The sequence below is a fragment of the Streptomyces spongiicola genome (assembly GCF_003122365.1).
GTDB classification, from domain to species: Bacteria; Actinomycetota; Actinomycetes; order Streptomycetales; family Streptomycetaceae; genus Streptomyces; species Streptomyces spongiicola.
This window is the reverse complement of sequence record NZ_CP029254.1, coordinates 3,438,411-3,456,267: the sequence shown is the minus strand read 5'-3', so window position 1 is coordinate 3,456,267 and position 17,857 is coordinate 3,438,411. Positions and strand designations below refer to the sequence as shown.

The 17,857-nt window shown below is 71.5% G+C and carries 21 protein-coding genes and 1 tRNA gene; 7 read left to right on the top strand and 15 right to left on the bottom strand.

Features of this window, described 5'->3' with window-relative positions:
- Positions 1–15: 15 nt before the first annotated feature.
- The 6 genes from DDQ41_RS15200 to DDQ41_RS15175 all read right to left on the bottom strand — a co-directional run bounded on the left by DDQ41_RS15200 (position 16) and on the right by DDQ41_RS15175 (position 4,388).
- Complete coding sequence (locus DDQ41_RS15200) at positions 16–444, bottom strand: hypothetical protein (protein ID WP_017946220.1); 429 nt, start codon at positions 442–444, stop codon at positions 16–18.
- Entirely contained in the window at positions 441–1,181 is a 741-nt protein-coding gene (locus tag DDQ41_RS15195; protein ID WP_109294973.1) for a phytanoyl-CoA dioxygenase family protein, read from the bottom strand. Before DDQ41_RS15195 ends, DDQ41_RS15200 begins: the two co-directional genes overlap by 4 nt.
- Entirely contained in the window at positions 1,178–1,519 is a 342-nt protein-coding gene (locus DDQ41_RS15190; RefSeq protein WP_162602690.1) for a DUF6415 family natural product biosynthesis protein, read from the bottom strand. Before DDQ41_RS15190 ends, DDQ41_RS15195 begins: the two co-directional genes overlap by 4 nt.
- Before the next feature lie 322 nt (positions 1,520–1,841).
- The gene (locus tag DDQ41_RS15185; protein WP_162602689.1) at positions 1,842–2,270 is read right to left on the bottom strand and encodes a hypothetical protein; all 429 of its coding nucleotides are present in this window, start codon (positions 2,268–2,270) and stop codon (positions 1,842–1,844) included.
- A 144-nt stretch (positions 2,271–2,414) separates the two neighbouring features.
- On the bottom strand, positions 2,415–3,614 hold the full coding sequence (locus tag DDQ41_RS15180) for a helix-turn-helix domain-containing protein (RefSeq protein ID WP_017946216.1): 1,200 nt from the start codon (positions 3,612–3,614) through the stop codon (positions 2,415–2,417).
- Between the two features lie 123 nt (positions 3,615–3,737).
- Positions 3,738–4,388, bottom strand: a complete 651-nt coding sequence (locus DDQ41_RS15175) for an HAD family hydrolase (protein WP_017946215.1) — start codon at positions 4,386–4,388, stop codon at positions 3,738–3,740.
- 161 nt (positions 4,389–4,549) lie between these two features.
- Here DDQ41_RS15175 and DDQ41_RS15170 point away from each other — a divergent pair, with 161 nt between their 5' ends.
- Positions 4,550–4,861: a MazG-like family protein gene (locus tag DDQ41_RS15170; RefSeq protein ID WP_167450320.1), complete on the top strand. Its 312-nt coding sequence runs from the start codon at positions 4,550–4,552 to the stop codon at positions 4,859–4,861.
- Positions 4,862–5,119: 258 nt separating this feature from the next.
- Here the strand turns inward: DDQ41_RS15170 and DDQ41_RS15165 are convergent, their stop codons facing one another.
- The 8 genes from DDQ41_RS15165 to DDQ41_RS31310 all read right to left on the bottom strand — a co-directional run bounded on the left by DDQ41_RS15165 (position 5,120) and on the right by DDQ41_RS31310 (position 10,145).
- Positions 5,120–7,243, bottom strand: a complete 2,124-nt coding sequence (locus DDQ41_RS15165; RefSeq protein ID WP_109294968.1) for a P-loop NTPase family protein — start codon at positions 7,241–7,243, stop codon at positions 5,120–5,122.
- Between the two features lie 89 nt (positions 7,244–7,332).
- Positions 7,333–7,482: a hypothetical protein gene (locus DDQ41_RS31320; RefSeq protein ID WP_162602688.1), complete on the bottom strand. Its 150-nt coding sequence runs from the start codon at positions 7,480–7,482 to the stop codon at positions 7,333–7,335.
- Entirely contained in the window at positions 7,479–7,655 is a 177-nt protein-coding gene (locus DDQ41_RS31695; protein WP_167450259.1) for a hypothetical protein, read from the bottom strand. The genes DDQ41_RS31320 and DDQ41_RS31695 overlap by 4 nt, the downstream gene beginning before the upstream one ends.
- On the bottom strand, positions 7,655–8,725 hold the full coding sequence (locus DDQ41_RS15155) for a hypothetical protein (RefSeq protein ID WP_109294966.1): 1,071 nt from the start codon (positions 8,723–8,725) through the stop codon (positions 7,655–7,657). Before DDQ41_RS15155 ends, DDQ41_RS31695 begins: the two co-directional genes overlap by 1 nt.
- Positions 8,722–9,303 (bottom strand): hypothetical protein, encoded by a 582-nt coding sequence (locus tag DDQ41_RS15150; protein WP_174720288.1) that lies wholly within the window; start codon positions 9,301–9,303, stop codon positions 8,722–8,724. Before DDQ41_RS15150 ends, DDQ41_RS15155 begins: the two co-directional genes overlap by 4 nt.
- A 100-nt stretch (positions 9,304–9,403) precedes the next feature.
- Complete coding sequence (locus DDQ41_RS31315; RefSeq protein ID WP_162602687.1) at positions 9,404–9,559, bottom strand: hypothetical protein; 156 nt, start codon at positions 9,557–9,559, stop codon at positions 9,404–9,406.
- The gene (locus DDQ41_RS15145; RefSeq protein WP_109294965.1) at positions 9,559–9,978 is read right to left on the bottom strand and encodes a hypothetical protein; all 420 of its coding nucleotides are present in this window, start codon (positions 9,976–9,978) and stop codon (positions 9,559–9,561) included. Before DDQ41_RS15145 ends, DDQ41_RS31315 begins: the two co-directional genes overlap by 1 nt.
- Positions 9,975–10,145: a hypothetical protein gene (locus DDQ41_RS31310; RefSeq protein WP_017946206.1), complete on the bottom strand. Its 171-nt coding sequence runs from the start codon at positions 10,143–10,145 to the stop codon at positions 9,975–9,977. The genes DDQ41_RS15145 and DDQ41_RS31310 overlap by 4 nt, the downstream gene beginning before the upstream one ends.
- A gap of 336 nt (positions 10,146–10,481) precedes the next feature.
- Between DDQ41_RS31310 and DDQ41_RS15140 the strand changes: the two genes are divergently transcribed.
- A complete protein-coding gene (locus tag DDQ41_RS15140) occupies positions 10,482–10,691 on the top strand; it encodes a helix-turn-helix transcriptional regulator (RefSeq protein ID WP_017946204.1) in 210 nt (69 codons plus the stop codon).
- Positions 10,692–11,248: 557 nt separating this feature from the next.
- A tRNA-Arg gene (locus DDQ41_RS15135) sits at positions 11,249–11,321 on the top strand.
- A gap of 507 nt (positions 11,322–11,828) precedes the next feature.
- Here DDQ41_RS15135 and DDQ41_RS15130 read toward each other — a convergent pair.
- Positions 11,829–12,695 (bottom strand): GNAT family N-acetyltransferase, encoded by an 867-nt coding sequence (locus DDQ41_RS15130; RefSeq protein WP_109294964.1) that lies wholly within the window; start codon positions 12,693–12,695, stop codon positions 11,829–11,831.
- 304 nt (positions 12,696–12,999) lie between these two features.
- On the opposite strand from DDQ41_RS15130, the gene DDQ41_RS15125 reads away from it, so the two are divergent.
- The 4 genes from DDQ41_RS15125 (at position 13,000) to DDQ41_RS15110 (ending at position 17,844) form a co-directional block, all read left to right on the top strand.
- The gene (locus DDQ41_RS15125) at positions 13,000–13,905 is read left to right on the top strand and encodes a DUF2797 domain-containing protein (protein WP_109294963.1); all 906 of its coding nucleotides are present in this window, start codon (positions 13,000–13,002) and stop codon (positions 13,903–13,905) included.
- A gap of 324 nt (positions 13,906–14,229) precedes the next feature.
- Positions 14,230–15,276, top strand: coding sequence for an amidohydrolase family protein (locus DDQ41_RS15120; RefSeq protein WP_109294962.1), 1,047 nt, complete (start codon positions 14,230–14,232; stop codon positions 15,274–15,276).
- Positions 15,277–15,393: 117 nt separating this feature from the next.
- On the top strand, positions 15,394–16,134 hold the full coding sequence (locus DDQ41_RS15115) for a response regulator transcription factor (RefSeq protein WP_172607687.1): 741 nt from the start codon (positions 15,394–15,396) through the stop codon (positions 16,132–16,134).
- Positions 16,135–16,326: 192 nt separating this feature from the next.
- Positions 16,327–17,844 carry a sensor histidine kinase gene (locus DDQ41_RS15110; protein ID WP_109297749.1) on the top strand — a complete coding sequence of 506 codons (1,518 nt, stop codon included), beginning with the start codon at positions 16,327–16,329 and terminating at the stop codon, positions 17,842–17,844.
- The last annotated feature ends 13 nt before the right edge of the window (positions 17,845–17,857 follow it).

The window sequence follows — 17,857 nt, the reverse complement described above, 5'->3', positions numbered from 1 at the left end:
CAGTTCAGGACCGGGTCACGCGGCGAGGCGCGCCCAGTGCGAGACCTCGATGTTCTCCAGCGGGATGCCGAGGTCCTGGTAGATCTTCTGGTGCATCCGGCCGAACCAGGCGTCGCGGCGCTCGTCGAAGAACTCCTGGTCGTACCAGGCGACGCCCAGGATCACCGTGCCGCCGCCGTTCGGGTTGTCCGTCTCGGCCTCCCAGTAGGTGGCCTGCCAGTCCCAGAGCATCAGCTCCTCGGGACGCTCGCGGAGCCGCTTGTCCGACTCCTCCAGCGCCTCGATGACCCGGCGACCGGTGGCCTCGTCCGGGCAGTAGTACGTGCACTCGCTGCGGGTGATCGGCTTCTTGTCGCCGCGGCGGCCGGCGTCGGTGTCCTCGCCGTTCAGCACGCGCACGCGGGTCGGCGCGTTCTGGTCGATGAACTCCTTGACGATGCTCACGTGGAGCTCTCCCTTCCCTCTTGGGGTGTGGATGACCAGCCCGTCCCACTGACCGGGACGAGGCTGGGGCATGTGGGGTCGCGCCGCAGGCAGGCGCCCGGGGCGACGTAGCGGACGTTCAACCCGACGCGGGCGCCGTCGCTGGTGTTGGACCGGGAACGGTGCAGAAGGCGCATGTCCATCAGCACCGCGCGCCCCGCGTGTACGGGCACGCTGAGGAGTTGGCCTTCGGGTTCCACGCTCACGGTGTCCGCGCGGCCCCGGGCCTGCCCGGTGACCGCCTCCGGGCCGTACGGGAGGTAGCCGGCCTGATGTGAGCCGGGGATGACGTCGAGGCAGCCGGAGGCCACGGTCGCGTCGGTGAGCGCGAGCCAGGCGGCGACGGACCGCGCGGGATCGAGTTCGATCCGGGCGTCGATGCCGTCCTGGTGCCACGGCACCTCGAAGGCGCGGCCGGGCCACTTCACGACGAGGAAGGTGTTCTCCACGGCGACGTCGGGCCCGAGGACCGCCCGCACAGAGGCGAGCAGCAGGCGCGACCGGACCATGGCGGCGGCCCACTCCTGGTCGAGGTGCGGGTTGCGGACGATCTCCGTCTGGTGCGCCCGGTGCTCCGCGATGAGGGCAGCGGCACGCGCGCGGGCCGCTCCCAGGGGCGCCCACTCGACGGTCGTGCGCACTCCGCGGTGCCCGAGCGGACCGGTCACGGTGCGGGCGTGGTGCGTCAGTTCGCTCACTGCGCTTGCCTCCTCTGGTGGTCGCCGGCGTACCGCAGGAGAAGCGCCACGGACTTGCCGAGCAGCCGGAGATTCGCCTCCGGGTTGCCGCCCCGGTCGGCGGCGACCCGCTGCGCGTGCTCGACGGTGTTCTGTGCGATGTCCTTCGCCCGGCTGTCCCCCAGGGCTTCCGCGTACTGTCCGGTCGGCTCGGCCAGGAGGCCGATGTAGCCGCGGAGGCGCTTGCGCAGCTCATCGGCGGTGAGGCCGGTGGGTGTGCCGTAGTTGGCCAGGGTCACGGCGAGGTTGCTGTCGCGGGCCATGTCGACGGTCGTGGGCACCTGCTGAGTCGTACTCACCTCTCGGGCTCCCCGGCCGGATCTGTCTCCGATCCGCTCTCCCCCGGGGCCTGGCAGCGAGCGAGGAACGAGTCCCAGCCGTGCCGGGCCCTTTCCAGTAGGGCAGCGGACGGTTGGCCCGGATGGTCGCTCGTGCCATGCAATGTCACGGGCAGCTGCGGGTTCTCCTGCTGACGGGTCATCTGGTCTCCAGGTCGCTGGACAGGGATGCCGCTGCCCGTTCCCGACAGGGGGACAGGCAGCGGGCAGCGGTGCTTGGGAATGGCCCTGGGGAATCGCGGATCGCGATCGGCGGGTCAGGGCTGCCAGGCCAGAAGGGGGATCAGGCGTGCGGTGCGTCGAGGAGCCAGCCCGAGGCGGCAGCGGCGAGGTCGCGTCGGCGTGCCGCATCGGCGGCAGTACGGCGGGGCCGGACGCCCGACGTGCGGGTGGCCACCAGGAAGTGGCCCTGGTCGGCGACCTTGCGGCGCAGGGCCTCGAACGCGGCGATGTCGGCCGTGAGCATCGGCGGAGAGAAGGTGACGATGCCTCGCGCCCGGTCGGGGGTCAGCTCGAGGACGCGGGCCCATCCGGGCCGCTGGTCGAGCGGCTGGAGCCGGTCGTGATCCCGGACCGTCTCCACCACTGGCCAGTCCCGGGCGTGCGCGTACTGCTGAACGTGCTCGGCGATCAGGTCTGCCGCGTCGTCCTCGGCGGTGCACACGTACACGACGACCGGGACTCTGGAGCCGGTCTGAGAGTCATTCACCATGCATCCAGGGTCACCAAATGATCACTCTTGGTGAATCCACGGTGCGTGGCACTACTTAAAGTCGTACCCGGAGTAAACACCACGCCCCGTAGCGCCCCGAAAACCGAGATGGCTCGTGGTACCACGGGGCGTGGTAGTCGAGCATCAGCCGGCCAGCAGGTCTGCTCCAAGGACGCCGCCCAGCTTCCGCAGCGCCCCCTTGTTCGCCTTCCCGATACGCCGCCCCAAGATCACCGTCAGCGCCTGGTGCCGCGCCCACTCCGGATGCTCGGTGCACACCGACATCAGGGTGTCCAGCGCCGTGTCCCACATCCGAGCCTCGCACTGCGCCATCGACAGGTCCAGCGCAAGCCGGTTCTGCGTCGCCTGCTGGAGCGCCGACCGGTCACCCAGGCTCTTCCCCAGAGTGAGGGCCTTCCCGGCCTGCCCGAGCGCCACATTGATGCCTACGGCCTGAGCAGTCGCGTACACCGGCCCGAAGCTCACGCCGTTCGTGGTGATGTCGTTCCCCATCCGGGCCCCGACTGCGTGCGCATGGCTGAGGAGATCCCCCGCACGATCCGAGTCTCCTCTGCGGGACGCCACCACGGACGCGAACACGATGTGACACCCGTACACCGCGAGCCTCTTCGGGTCGCTGTCTGTGTACCGGGGCTCGATCGCGTTCGCGGCCTGCTCCGCGACCTCCTGCGCCTGAACAAGCCGCGAGTCCCGCAGGTACACCCACGACCGGCCCGAGGCGACCAGCGCTACCCGCAGCGGATCTGACGCCAGCTCCGCCTGCGTCTGCGCGTGCCCGACCGCCGCATAGGCGAGATCCCGCGCGCCCATGAGGTTCGCGCAGTACGCGGCCAGCCGGTAGGAATCCGACAGGACGCCGCGCGCCGCGCACACCCGGTCCGCCAGCATCGCTTTCACCATCGCGGCTGCCTGCTGTACCAGCGGGGACACGGCCAGTGCGGCACCGGTGTAGTCGCCAAGCTGGTACAGCTCCCAGGCCGCGGCCAGCTTGGCGGCGTGCACGGACTCTTCCGGGGGCGCGGCATCGATGCCGATTCCGGCCGCTGTGTCGTGCACGGCCGCCGACAGACCCCGCAGGGCGGCTCGGTCGGCAGCGGCCATGGCCCGGCGGGGTGCCTGCTGGCCGACGAGGACCGAGACGTCGGTGTGAAGGGCCTCCGAGACCCGAAGTAGCGTCGGCAGGCTCACGGAACCGCCCTGCTCGATCTTGCGTATGGTACCGACTGAGACCCCAGCGGCCTCGGCCAGCGTCTCCTGCGTGAAGTCCGTGCCGCGTAGGAGTTTCACCCGCTGCCCGGTGGTGTAGCTGTCCCAATTGCCCATGCCCTGAGCCTCATTCCTGTGATTGGCCTCACAGGTGACGGTACGCGCGTCAGGGATGCCGCGTAACAGGTCCGCCCCGCCTGCCAGTTCGGCAAGGAGGGGCGGACCTGCCTTCGGTGTCTCTCACGCTGCGGCGGGAAGCACCCCCAGTAGATTCGACAGGCGTTTCACAGTGTCGGCCTGGCCGTCGGCATGGACCGTGGTGATCCCGAGGTCTGCCGCCGGAGGAAGGTTCACCGGGTTGTCGTCCACGAACACACACACCTCTCCGGGCAAGCCCATCCGTTCCAGGGTGCGCTGGTAGATCGCCGGATCGGGCTTGGCGATGCCCTCTCGCTCGGAGATCACTGTTACGTCGAACAGCTCCCACACGCCCAGCGTTCCGTACGGGTCGTAGGGCTCCAGGCCAAAGGAGTTCGACAACAACGCCACCCGCATCCCCGCCGCCCGGGCCGCCCGGGCCAGGGCGACCATGCTGTCCGCCGGACGCACGGCTGACCACGCCCGGCCCATCAGGTTGTGGTGTTCATCCACACCCAGCAGCGGCGCCGTACGCCTGTTCCACTCAGCCTGGGTCAGCTGTCCCGACTCCAGCGCGGCGTACAGGCTGCGCCCCTCGGGGTGGTCCTCCAAAGTGGCTCGCCAGGCGTTAGGAGCGAGCCCCTGGCCGACACACCAGGTCCGATGCGCCTCCAACACGCCGGCGGTCAGCACCCCCACGAAGTCCAGGATCAGCCCCTGATAGAGAGGTCGACTGTCGTTGCGATGTGCCACGCTTCCACCACCTTCCGGGTACATCTGAACACCCGTGAAGGTACTCGCCCGCCCCCGAGCCAGCGGTGATGGGGGCGGGCCGCTCTCCCCTCGAAAGCAATGTTGCGGGAGCCGCAACGCCCGGTCCTGATACGAGATCACAAGAAGAGAAGGTGACGACGTTGGACGCGAGCACCTGGGAGACCGTTGAGCGGCTGCGGGACTGGCTGGACGCCGAGAGCCCTGTGTCGCCCGACGAGGCGCGCCTGCTGCGTGTGCTGAAGATCGGTGAGGAGTTCGGTGAGGTCGCGGAGGCCTTGCACGGGGCGTGGGCGGCGAACCCCCGGAAGGGGGCGAGTCACACCTGGCAGGACGTCCAGAAGGAGTTGTGCGACGTCGCATTGACCACGCTCGTAGCCCTCGCGACGCTCACTCCTGATGCGCAGAAGGTGTTCGAGGAGCGGCTGCGGCAGATCGCCGACCGTTCCCTGTAGCAGGCGGACTCGCAGCAGGCGGCCCCCCGATGGGGAACACGAACCGTCTCGGTTGGCCGACGCGGTCTGTGAGGGGCTGGCGTTCCGGGGCGGATTCGGCCCAGCCGGACACGGGACGACGTGACTCTGCGGGGATTCCGGCGTTGTCGGCGGGTCCCCGAAACCCGAAACTTCCCAGCTCAGGGCCGATATCGGGGGCGAAACCGGTTTCGGGTGGGGGTGAAACCACCACCTCCACTCGAAACCGGCCCGTGGGCCCTACTCGCCGTCGTCGACCGCCGGGACATCTGCCCACCGCACGCCCTTCGCGCCCCCGCAGCACTCGCGGATGGTCAGCTGCCGGGTGGCCACCTTGAACGGCTTCAGCGCTGCGCTGAGCGCGGTCGAGGCGCCTGCGGCGTCCATGTCGAGCCAGGGCTTGTACAGGTCCGGTCGGTAGGCGGCCAGGGCCTCGACGAGCCGGTGGGAGTGCACGGATTCGGTGCCGTCCGGCCATACGACCCGCAGGTGGTCCAGGACCGTCTCCACGTCGTGCTCCTCCACGCGCTGTCCGGCCGACTGTCCGGACAGTGTCCCGGCGGCGGTGCGCAGTGCCAGGGCTCGCTTGCCGATCTCCTCGGCCTCGGTCTGTTTGATGAACGCGGCTCGCACGGTGGTGCCTTCCCGGCCGCGGGCGAGGATGCCGGTTCCCTGCTCGTCGACGCTGATGTCCGTGGCGCGCAGGCCCCGGTCGTAGGCGCCGGTACCGAGCACGTTGTTGTTCGCTCGCCAGTCCATGACCGCGAGGCACAGGCGGGTGCCGACGCTGGAGGAGACGGAGGTGGGCAGGGAGGGGGCGTCGGGGTTCTGGGTGAGCAGGATCAGGATCAGGCCGTACGCGCGGCCCTTCTTGATCAGCCAGGTGCACAGGGCGGCGGCTTCGTCCTTGTAGTCGGGGTGGGTGAACAGCTCTTGGACCTCGTCGACGACGATGACGCGCGGCCCGAGCTGCTGCTCGGGGTACTTCTCCGCCAGGGCCCGGGTCACCTTGCGGCCCTCGGGTACCTCGCCGGCGGGCAGGGCCTTGATGAACTTCGCGCGCCGCTGGTACTCGGCGATCCCGGACCGCAGGCCGGCGAGGGCGGCCTCCAGGTCCTCGTCCTCGTCGCCGGAGACGTACCGGTGGCAGACGGGCTTGACCGCGTCGAGGTCGCCGGAACCCTTCAGCTCGTAGATCCACAGCTCGGCGGTGGGGTCGAGGGCGACGCCGAGGACGATCGCGAGGGCGCAGCTCGTCTTGCCGGAGCCGGGGATGCCGCCGACGAGGAGGTTGGAGTACATGAGGGTGATCTCGACGAGGTTGCCGCGTGGGTCGAACCCGAACGGCAGCGGCTCGTACACGTCCGCCTGGCCGTCTTTCATCAGCGGCCACAGCTTCCGCCCGGCCTTCGCGGGGTCACGCTGCGCCACCCACAGCACGAGGCGGCCTGGGTGGGCTGCGCGGTCGGCCTCCGGCCACACGGTGCTGATTGGTCGGCGCATGGCGGCGGCGAGCGCGGATCGCTTCTCCAGGACGGCGGTGGCTTCCACGCCTGCGGGGAGGTCGACTTCGGCGCGCCAGCCGGGCCCGTCCCGCATCACCTCGGCGGCGAACTCCACGCCGCGGCGGCCCTTTTTGCCCTCGATGCCGATCGCGGCGAGGGCTTCGAAGACCTCGGTGGAGTCGAGGCGGCGCAGCGCGTTCGTGGCGACGTAGCGGGTGATGAGCGGTTTGCCGTCGTGCTTCTTGCCGTTCAGGCCGGCCAGCGCGGCACCCGCCACGGCTGCGGTGAGGGTCCAGCCGGGTACGAGGAACGCGCTGGCCAGGGTGGTGATGCCGGTGGCGGTGGCGACAGTGAGGGAGGCGATACGGCGCGGGCGTACGCGGCGGGAGTGCTCGCGGGACAGGGCGAGCCACGCCTCGATGTCCGCGGACGCGGCGGTCTTGGCTTCGACCGGGCGGGCCTCGGTGTCGGCCACCCACCGGCCCCACCTGACGATCAGCCGGCCGGTGCCGCGCGGGAACCGGATCAGCAGCCGTGTCAGGTAGACGGGCGTGCGGAGGGCGTGGAACGCGGTCACGTGCCCGTAGTAGGAGACCGTCCAGCGAGCGGCGTCGGCGAACTCGGCGCCGTTGCGCAGGAACGTGGGGATGATCGGCGGGGCCTCGGCGAGGTATGCCTGCACCTGGGCCAGCCACGTGCCCTCCGGGGCTGTGAGCTCGGGGTTGTCGACCGGCCGCGGTTCGGCGTTCTCGACGACGTCGACGACGGTCTGTCGCAGCTCGGCGTCCTGCCTCTCCTCGGCCGCCGTCAGCGCTTCGTCGGGGATGTCCTTGTGGAGCCGGATCACGTTGTCCGTCATGCTTGCTGTCCCGTTCTCGTACTCGGTAGGGGGATGGGCCCGGGGGCGGCCGGCGACTTGGCGGTTGGACGGCCGCCCCCGGGGCGTGGCTACTGGTGCGGCTGTTCGTCGTTGGTCACGGACGCCTGTAGCCGGGCGTCCCCGAGGGCCGCGGTGACGTCGAACTCCTCACCCGCCTCGATGCGGGCATAGATGGCCTCACTGCCCATGAACATTCGGTCTTGGAACGTCTCCTTCACGGGGTCCTCCTCAGAGCCAGCCGGGGCGGCCGGCGAGGGGCCGTGAGGCCGATGACGAATGCCGTGACGACCGGCTCAGAGACGGCCGCCGTGGCGGCACCCACGACTGCCGTCAGGAGCGCGGGGAACATGATGAGCAGCCCGAGCAGGGCACCGAGGAGGAGCCAGCGCATCACGCGTATCCGCCGTCCATCTCGGTCTTCTTGGCAGCCCTGGAGAGGGCGGTGCGGACGTAGGGCTCGGTGACGGCCAGACGCCGGTGACGCGCGACGTACTCGGCGATCTCACGGGCTGATGCGTCCGGGCCGAGGATGGATGCGGCCTCGACGACGGCGGCCTCGACGGTGACCACGTTCAGGGCGCTGACCTGCTGATGCGCGGGCGCAGCAGGTCGATGCGCATCTTCTGCCCCGCTGGTCCTGGGCTCCCCGATCAAGGCCCGGACGGTGTCCTCGTCCACGCTGATCCCGGCGTGATCAAGCTGGGCGACGATCGCCGCCGCATCAGCGTCTGGCAGCGCGGCCTGAGCGGCACGCACTGCGGCACGGACGGTGCTCTCTGCGCGTTCGCCCGGAACCGTGCGTGGCATCTGGGACACCTTCACGGCGGGCTCTTCCTGGGCGGCGAGAGCGGCACGGTAGGAGGCGAGCTGCCCGCGGGTGCGGAGCACCTGCCGCTGGTGCGCGGCGAGGACCAGCTCCAGGCCGAGTTCCGCGCGCTCCTGCGCCAGGACGTCACGGACCGGCTCGGACAGCGGCACCCTGTGGTAGTTCATCACCTGGGTCCAGGCGCCCTTGGCGAGCAGCGCGACGAGGGCGCCGACGATGCCGACCGCCGGGTTCCCGGCCATCCACCCGTGCGCGCCGACCGCCGCCATGGCGATGGCGAGGAACATCCGGCCGGCCTTCTTCACGGATGCGGACCGGTCGTCGTCGTAGCGGGCGACCCATTCCAGGCTGAGGCAGATGATCCATACCAGGTCGAATCCGCCGGACACGAGGTAGGCGACCCACGCCGGGACCGCGTGGGCGAGCAGACCGCCCACGGACGCGGTGGTCCACACGACACAGACGGCCAGGAGTGCCGCGGCGGCGACGGTGGAGCCGGTGAGGATGACGTAGTCCCAGTCACGAGGCGCGACGGGTACGGCTTCCTCGTAGGTCTGCGTGCCCATGCGGGTACGGCCGCCGAGGGCGACGGGCACGTGCCGGGTCCGGCGGACCATGCGGGTCTTGGGCCTCATCGGGTGCCTCCGTAGCGGGCCGGGTCGCAGATGACGCAGACGTGCTCGGTGCTGCCGTCGTGGCAGTGGTCGATACAGCGGCGGCACCAGGGGGTGGAGGCGTACTGGCCGGCGCCGTCGTGCCGGAGGTCGGCGTGGTCGAACGGCTTGCGACAGCGGGCGCAGGCTGCGGGCTCCTCGTCGTTTTGGTCGTTGTCCTCGAACGCCGGCAGGCCGCGGGTGTCGAGGCCCATGGGGGAGGTCTCGCTGTGCATCCGCTGGACGGCTTCGGACAGCTGGGCTGCCGCGTGCACGGCCTTGGACAGTGCGGCCCGGAGGTACTCGACCGCCACGTCGGCGTCGCCGCCTCCGTCGATGAGCACGCGGCCGTTGCCGTGGGTGTGGGTCACCGGCCGGACGATCTGCTCCAGGGCCTGCGGAAGCATGCCCGTCAGCCGGGAGAGAGCGCCGAGCGCGTCGTACGCGTGGCTCGGGTAGTCCCAGCCGGGCGCCGTCGCGCGGGAGACGTGGTTGAAGGAACGGACGTCGTCGGCGGCCTGCGAGAGCAGGCACGTCGGGTCGGCGGTGTGGTCGTACATCGAGCTGTGCTCCCTGAATCGTGGAGAGGTCGCAGAAGGATGGGGCCGCGGGGGCCCGGAGACGACGTACGCCGGCCCCGGGACCCCGCGGAGGGGTGGGTCAGCGGGCCGCAGCGTCCTCGGCTCCGCGGGCGCTGAGGCCGGCGTCGTCACGGTGGTCCTGCGCCCGGCGGCGCGCCTCGGCCTCGGCGTACTCCCGGGCCGCCTGCGCGTGGAGCTCGGCCACCGTCTCGGACCGAGCGGGGGCGTCCGCCATCACGCCTCCAGCTGCTTCGGCTGGTCGGGGATGCGGGCACGGCCGGGTTTCGTACGCGGTCCGGGTCCGGGTTCGGTGCGGGGGCGGGGCAGGGTGGGGACGACCGGGCCCGCCGCCCAGAGGCCGGCCCCGTCGTCCTCGAAGCGGTCGAGGCCGGGGATGGCGTCGACCAGGAGGGCGGCGTACTCGCCTCGGGTCGCCCCATCCGGGACGTCCGGCGCGGTCTGGGCGACCGCGCGGGACAGGACGATGGACCGTCCGTCGAGGGTCCGGCCGATGAGCTTGTACGTCCCGGCGCTGATGGTGACCAGCAGCGAGTCAGGGTGCAGCGCCTCGGCGGGATGCACCTCGGTGAAGTGGACAGCGACCGCGGTGAAGACGGAAGCGATGTCGTCGGTGGTGGGGAACTGGTCGGTCACGACCTGCCTCCCTCGGTGCGGAGCAGGCTCCCTGTGACACCGGCGGCGGTGACGCTGATGAGGAAGGTGCGGTCCTGGTGGCGAGCGATGATCCCGGCCGCGACCAGGCGGCGCGGGCCGCCGCTCGTGTGGTCGGCGTCCGGGGCCGGGGCGGGGGTGGTCGTCATCACGCAGTCACCGCCTGGGCCACCTGGATCTGTTCGGCGGCCGGGAAGGCGTCGAGCAGGCCGCGCACCGTACGAGCGGCGCGAGGGGGCGTGGGAAGGTTGATCACAGCGGGTCTTCCTGTCTTGAGCAGGTTGGTCCGTCAGGCCCCGGCCGGTGTTGGACGCACCGAGCCGGGGCCGTCGCGTAGATGGACCGCAAACTTTGTCCATCTTGGATGGACGAAGTTAGATTCGGTCACGAACCTTGTCAACATCAAGGGGGCGAGGTTGTGGCGTGGGCCCGACGTCGGTGGCTACATAGACTTCGTCCACTTCATGACGACAAGGAGGTGCGACATGGCCGACCCGAACGCCGACTACTGGACCATCGGGGACGTCGCCGGGTACTGGGGCGTCACTCCTCAGACGATCCGTACGTACCGGTCCCGAAGGCGCGGAGAGCTGCCCGAGCCGGATGCGGTCTTCGGGCGCTCTCCCGTCTGGAAGCCTGCCACGATCATCAACTTCCAACGCCCTGGTCAGGGGGCGCGGACCGACCTCGGGTAGTGCCCTCCAACCGGCCGTGCTGATGGCACGCGGATGGCGCCAAGAGCGTGGATCGCGTTCGGGCGCCGTCCGTCCAGACCGGGCAACCGCCCGTGCTGAGCAGGGCGTACGGTTCGCCGCCGGTCGGCGTGGATCATGCTCGGACGAACCCCAGCACACTGCTAATGCGGTTTGGGCCTTAAAGCCCATCGAGGGTTCATATCCCTCCGCCTCCGCACCATCACCGAAGCCCCGGCCCGACCGCCGGGGCTTCGGTCGTTCCCGGCGCATGCCCCGTGCCCCCGCCGCCCGCCCCGCGGCTTCCCCTGACCCGAGCCGCCGCTGAGCCCGCCCGGGCGATCCCCTGATCCCCCACCCCGGCTGTCCGCGGCGGACGCCCCTGTCCGCTCCCCTGTGTCGGGGACGCCGGCCGACCATGGCCCAGCCGGGGCGCCCATACGGCCGTCCGGGCATTCGTGCAGGTCAAAGAGGGTTTGGTCAATGGATTTCGCCTGGCGCCACAGGTCATGTAATGTTGTTCCCGCAACGCCGACCGGGCCGAGGAGCCCGGTTCACAAGCACTCGTAGCTTAACGGATAGAGCATCTGACTACGGATCAGAAGGTTGCAGGTTCGAATCCTGCCGAGTGCACAGCAGACCAGAGGCCCTCAGGAGAGATCCTGAGGGCCTCTGTCGTGTGTCGTGACGGCGGTGATTGACGGGCAACCGCCCCGATCGCGTCGGTCTCCCCTGCGGGGTGAAGGGTGATCCGCCTGCCGGCGTCAGGGCCGCAGAAGCCCGAGAAGCGGGCAGTCAGACCCGTGAAGAACCCCGACAGCTGCCCCCCGGCGAGCAGGGCCGGAAGGAACGGGACGCTTGCCAAGTCCGCATCGGCCACCGCGGGTTGCCGGTCAGCCAGTCGTGGCCCGTCGATCGGTCTCCCGCCCATCCATCAGGCGAGGCCGGCGGCCGCGCTCAGGCTGCAACGTGGCCGAGACCGTGACGCACTGGGGAAGCGTGGCCGGGGCCGGTGGGTGGTTGATGGAGGCACCCGTGGCGGGTGCTTGTTCGGCGCACCCGCCGTCGTGGCTGACCTTCCGTGGCTGAGGTCGCCAACGGCACGGGGCAGCCGACCAGAGCAGGCGGCGCGGTCCGGAGCTATGCGGACATGGCGTAGGTGAAGCCGAGGGAGGTGAGTCCTTCGGCCTGGCACAGCCGGTCGGAAAGTCCGCCGATCTCGGTCTGGAGGAGTTGGCAGGCGGCGCCGTGGGACTGGCCCCAGTGCATGGCTGCCCGCCACAGGACACGTCCCAGGCCCTGGCCTCGGGCCTCGGGGAGGACGGCGAAGTACTGGGGCATGAGCTGGGGGTGTCCAATGGCGTCGGGCTGGATCTCCATGGGGCCGATCGCGCCCACGATGCGGTCCTCGATTGCGGCGGCGAGAACCGGGCCGCATCGGCCGGCCTGCATCCGGGCGTGGAGGAAGGACAGGCCGTCGCCGGCCATGGCCTCGGCGAACGGGGCGAAGGACTCCTGCACGGCGGTCGGCCAGGCCGTGATGGGCCGGACCGGGCCATCGGGGGCGGGGCAGGAGCCGGCGGTGAAGTCCTTCAGCTGGATGCGGGTGCCGCGCGGATGCGTGCTCTCGGGGCCGAGGGGGCGTACGACCCGGGCGCCTGCCACGTCGTGCCCGGCGGCGAGCTTCGCGGCTCGCTCGGCGGCCTCATCCACGACGCCGTCACCCAGCCCGTAGGCGAAGACCTTCACAGTGCCGCGTCCGCGCCGGGTCAGGGTGGGGATGAGGGTGTGCTCGGGCTGGTGGACCACGTCGTCGCGAAGGACTCTCTCGTCCTTCTCGCCGCCCCAGCGCCGGTCCTTGTCGTAGGGCAGGAAGCCACCGGTGTCGGCCGCTCGCAGGACGTCCTCGAAGATCCCGACGGTCAGGGCGTCGGGGTGGACAGGACCGAGAGTCGGCACGATCGGCGCGGTCAGTTGGGGCCGGAGCCAGTCCCAGCGGAAGAACATGAGCGGCACCGTAGCGCTCGGGCGTGGCGTCGCCGGAGTGTGCGGTCGTGGTGGCTTCGACCGCGACCGCGTAGGTCAGGCCGCGCTCGGTCAGGCTTGGAACCACGGGCGCACGGCCAGTAAGCGCATTGAGGCGTGACCGAACTCCCGTGTCACTCTGTGGTAGCGGTACAGCGGCGAAGTACGGCAATCACAGCAAACGGCCTTGTCTGACCGTGCCCTCTTGGGGCGTCGCCCGGCCGGTATGACCGCCACCGATCGATCCGGCCCCGTCCTTGGGGTGGGGAGGAGGAGTGCGGGAGGCATGGACGGCGAGCGGTGGCGGTGCGGGGGGCTGAGCTGGGGGCGAGGAGTTCCCGAACTGCGGTGGGTGCGCGGTACCGGGACGAGGACGAGCCGGCTCGCCCACGCGCAGGAGATCGCCTTCCGGGCCGCCGGGGTGCGCAGGTGCGCCGGGGTGCGGGGGCAGGTGTGCCCGCTCGGGGCCGTGGTGCCCGGCAGGAGTACCGGGGGGCAGTGCCCGGAGTGCGCGCGGCTGGACCGGGCGCATTCGGTGGCGGCCGACACCGTCGCCGGCGATCCGCGCCCGTTCCGGGTCTATCTGGCCTGGTTCGGGCCCGGGCTGGTGAAGGTCGGGATCACCGCCGAGGAACGGGGCACGGCCCGTCTGCTGGAGCAGGGTGCGGTGGTGTTCTGCTGGCTGGGGCGCGGGCCGCTGATGGCCGCCCGCCGCACGGAGGAACTGCTGCGTGCGGCTCTCGGTGTACCGGACCGGATCTCCTACGCGCGGAAGCGGGCGGTGCGCCCCGTGCTTCCGGCAGCCGCGGAGGAGCGGGCCGCCGAGGTCGTCGGGCTGTACGCGCGAGCCGTGGAGCTGCCGGGGTGGCCCGAGGCGCTGGAACGGGCCGCGTTCGAGGTGGTGGACCACGTCCGGGTGTTCGGGCTGGACCGTGCGGTGCCCCCGGGGCCGGCGCGCGGGGGCCCGTCCGCTCTGCGGGTGGTGCGGGAACTGGTGGACGGCGGCTGTGTGGCCGGGCGGCTCGTCGCGGCGGCGGGCCCCGATCTGCATCTGGGTGGCCAGGACGGCCGGATGACGGTCCTCGACACCCGACTGCTGTCCGGCTGGGAGCTGGTCGCGGCCGATCCTCGTCCCGCTCCGACCGTGCCGGTGGACGAGTTGCCGACGGGTGTTCAGGACGGGCTGTTCTGACCGGTGCCGCACTCTGTGCCGGGCCTGGTGCGGGCCGCCAGGATCAGGGGCAACGACCAGGCCGGGGGCGGCCCGGCTCGGAACCGGTCGACCTGCGCCGGTCGGGGCGCGGACCGGATGCGATGCGGCTCCGGTCCGGTATCGGACCCGTACTGGGCCCGGAGCCGTACTGGGCCCGGTGCCGTACTGGGCCCGGTGCCGTACTGGGCCCGGTGCCGGTCGGGTACCGGTGCCCCGTCGGCCCATCTGCGGACGCGGAGGGGGACGGGCCGAGCCACACGCGGGGCCTGGACAGCGCCTCGGGGGACGCCTGAGGCTGTGGGCATGAGCGATCACCCCGAGACGGAAGCGAACCGACCCACCGCCCCGTGCTGTTCGCCGGATACCGCGGAGACGGCCCGAGAAGGTACGGCGGCACCGTCCGGGAGCCCGGCCCAGGACGCTCCCGAGGGTCCTGAGGGTCCTGAGGGTCCCGATGGCCCCGCGGGCCTCGAGGGTTCCGAAGCCGTGGCGGTACGGGCCTTCTGGACGCGGCTGGGGCTGCCCGGGCTCATCGACGTGCACACCCACTTCATGCCCGAACGGGTCCTGGAGAAGGTGTGGGCGTACTTCGACTCCGCCGGACCGCTGACGGGCATGGCGTGGCCCATCACCTACCGCGAGGAGGAGGGCAGGCGGGTCGCGCTGCTCCGGGAGTTCGGGGTCGGGAGCTTCACCTCCATGCTGTATCCCCATAAGCCCGGAATGGCGGAGTGGCTCAACGGATGGGCCGCGGACTTCGCGGCCCGGACGCCCGACTGCCTGCGGACGGCGACCCTGTTCCCGGAAGAGGGCGTCGAGCGCTACGTCCGCGCGGCTGTCGAGGGTGGCGCCCGGGTGTTCAAGTCGCATGTCCAGGTCGGTGCGTACGCCCCCGGCGATCCCCTCCTCGACCCGGTGTGGGGACTGCTGGCCGAGGCGCGCGTACCGGTCGTGATGCACTGCGGTTCCGGGCCGGCGCCCGGCAAGCACACGGGGCCCGGACCGGTGGGGAGCCTCCTCGCCCGCCATCCCCGGCTGCCGCTGATCGTCGCCCACATGGGGATGCCCGAGTACACGGACTTCCTCGACCTGGCCGAGCGCCACGAGGAGGTCCGCCTGGACACCACGATGGCGTTCACCGACTTCAGCGAGCGCCTCAGCCCGTTCCCGGCGGCCGAGCGGGCACGCCTGGCGGACCTGGGTGACCGCGTGCTGCTCGGGACGGACTTCCCCAACATCCCCTACCCCTATCTCCACCAGCTTCGGGCACTGGAGCGGCTGGACATGGGCGACGACTGGCTGCGGGCGGTCTGCCACGGCAACGCGGCCGCGCTGTTCTCCGTCCCGTGACGGTCCTCGGGTCTTCCGTCCGGTGACGCTCTCGGGTCTCCCGTCCCGTGACGGTTCTCAGCGAATTCACAGGGAAGCGAAAGGTCCTTCTTACCGCCGCGGTCCAGGGTGGGCTGCATGACGACGAGTACGTCCCGGGGACGGACCGAACTGCGCAGGACCGACGGCAGCCCCGTACGGGTGCTTGTCGTGGACGACGAGTCCTCCCTCACCGAGCTGCTGTCGATGGCTCTGCGCTACGAGGGCTGGGAGGTGCGCAGCGCCGGTGACGGGGCGGGCGCCGTGCGCGCGGCGCGTGCTTTCCGGCCGGACGCCGTGATCCTCGACGTGATGCTGCCCGACATGGACGGGCTGACGGTCCTCGGCAGACTGCGCCGCGAACTCCCCGACGTGCCGGTGCTGTTCCTGACGGCCAGGGACGCCGTCGAGGACCGGATCGCCGGTCTCACCGCGGGCGGTGACGACTACGTCACCAAGCCGTTCAGCCTGGAGGAGGTCGTGGCCCGGCTGCGCGGGCTCATCCGGCGCTCGGGGAGGGCGGCGGCCGCGCGCGACGAGTCGCTGCTGGTCGTCGGTGACCTGACGCTCGACGAGGACAGCCACGAGGTGACCCGCGACGGCACGTCGATCCACCTCACGGCGACGGAGTTCGAGCTGCTGCGCTATCTGATGCGCAATCCCCGGCGGGTGCTGAGCAAGGCCCAGATCCTGGACCGGGTGTGGTCGTACGACTTCGGCGGGCAGGCCAACGTGGTCGAGCTCTACATCTCCTATCTGCGGCGCAAGATCGACGCCGGACGCACCCCGATGATCCACACCAGGCGTGGCGCGGGATATCTGATCAAGCCCGGTGAGTAGGGCCCGGGCGGTGGCGCCGACCCGTCCGGAAACGTCGTCCGGCGCGCGCGACGGCAGGCCGGCCGCGCCCCCTCGCTTCCGGGCCGCCGGGGCCTTCGGCCGACCCGGTGAGGGTGCGGGGTGTCGGAGTGCCGGGGTGCGGGGTGCCGGGGTGCGGGGCGACGGGGCGGAGCCTGCCGGGAGGTGCACCGGGTGAGCGGCGGATGGTCCCTGCGGACCAGGCTGGTGGTGTCCGCGGTGGCGCTCATCGCGGTGGTCGCGGCGGTCATCGGCACCGTGACCACGCTCGCACTGCGCACCTATCTGTACGGACAGAAGGACGAGCAGTTGCAGGGCGTCGCGCAGCGGGCGGCCGGGCCGCCGCCGGGCGAGCCGGGCGGTGGCCCGCGGTCGCCGGGGTCGCTGCGGTTCGTCACGAGCGGCGGCGCACCGCTCGGGACGGTCGGCGTGCAGGTCGCGGTGGACGGTTCCCTCGGCGACGGGGCCGTCTCGGTCCAGCAGGAGTCGGACGCACTGGGCCCGCGGGTCATGGACCGGCCGCTGACCGGGGCGGAGCGGGCCGCGCTCACGGCCGTCCCACGCGACCTGGAGCCGCACACCGTGGAGGTGCCGGGCCTCGGCGACTACCGCGTGGAGTACCGGATGGGCGCCAACGGCGCGTTCCTCGTCGGCGTCCCCCTCGCCGAGGTGCACAGCACCCTGGGCACCCTCGTCGTCGTCGAGATCTGTGTGACCGCCGCCGGACTGGCCGCCGCCGGACTGGCCGGCGGCACCCTCGTCGGGGTCGCGCTGCGCCCGCTGCGGAGGGTCGCGGCGACGGCCACCCGGGTGTCCGAACTCCCTCTGCACAGAGGCGAGGTGGCGCTGTACGAGCGGGTACCGGACGCGGAGGCCGACCCCGGTACCGAGGTCGGCCGGGTCGGCGCCGCGCTCAACCGGATGCTCGACCACGTCCACTCGGCCCTGCACGCGCGGCAGGAGAGCGAGACCCGGGTGCGGCAGTTCGTGGCGGACGCCGGCCATGAGCTGCGGACCCCGCTCGCGTCCATCCGGGGCTATGCCGAGCTGACCCGGCGCGGCCGGGAGCGGCCCGGCCCCGACACCCGGCACGCACTGGACCGGATCGAGTCGGAGGCCACCCGGATGACGGGGCTGGTGGAGGATCTGCTGCTGCTGGCCCGCCTCGACGCGGGACGGCCCCTGGCGTACCAGAGCACCGATCTGTCCCCGCTGGTCGTCGACGCGGTGAGCGACGCCCGGGCCGCGGGTCCGGACCACGTCTGGCGCCTGGACCTGCCGGACGACCCGGCGGTGGTGCGGGCCGATCCCGAGCGGCTGCATCAGGTACTGGTCAACCTGCTGGCGAACGCCCGCACCCACACTCCGCCGGGCACCACCGTCACCGCGGCCGTACGGACCACGGATTGCCGGAGCGCGGTCGTACTGGAGGTCCGGGACGACGGTCCCGGCATTCCCCCAGGACTGCTGCCGTATGTCTTCGAGCGCTTCGCGCGCGGCGACGCCTCGCGTTCCCGCCATGCCGGAAGCACCGGCCTCGGGCTGGCGATCGTGCACGCCGTGGTCACGGCGCACGGGGGGACGGTGGACGTGGCGAGCGCCCCCGGACGCACGGTCTTCTCCGTGCGGCTGGCGCTGGTGCGGGAGCCGGGCGACTCACAGACGCCGCACAGCGTCGGCACACGGCCGTGACAGCGGGCCCGTC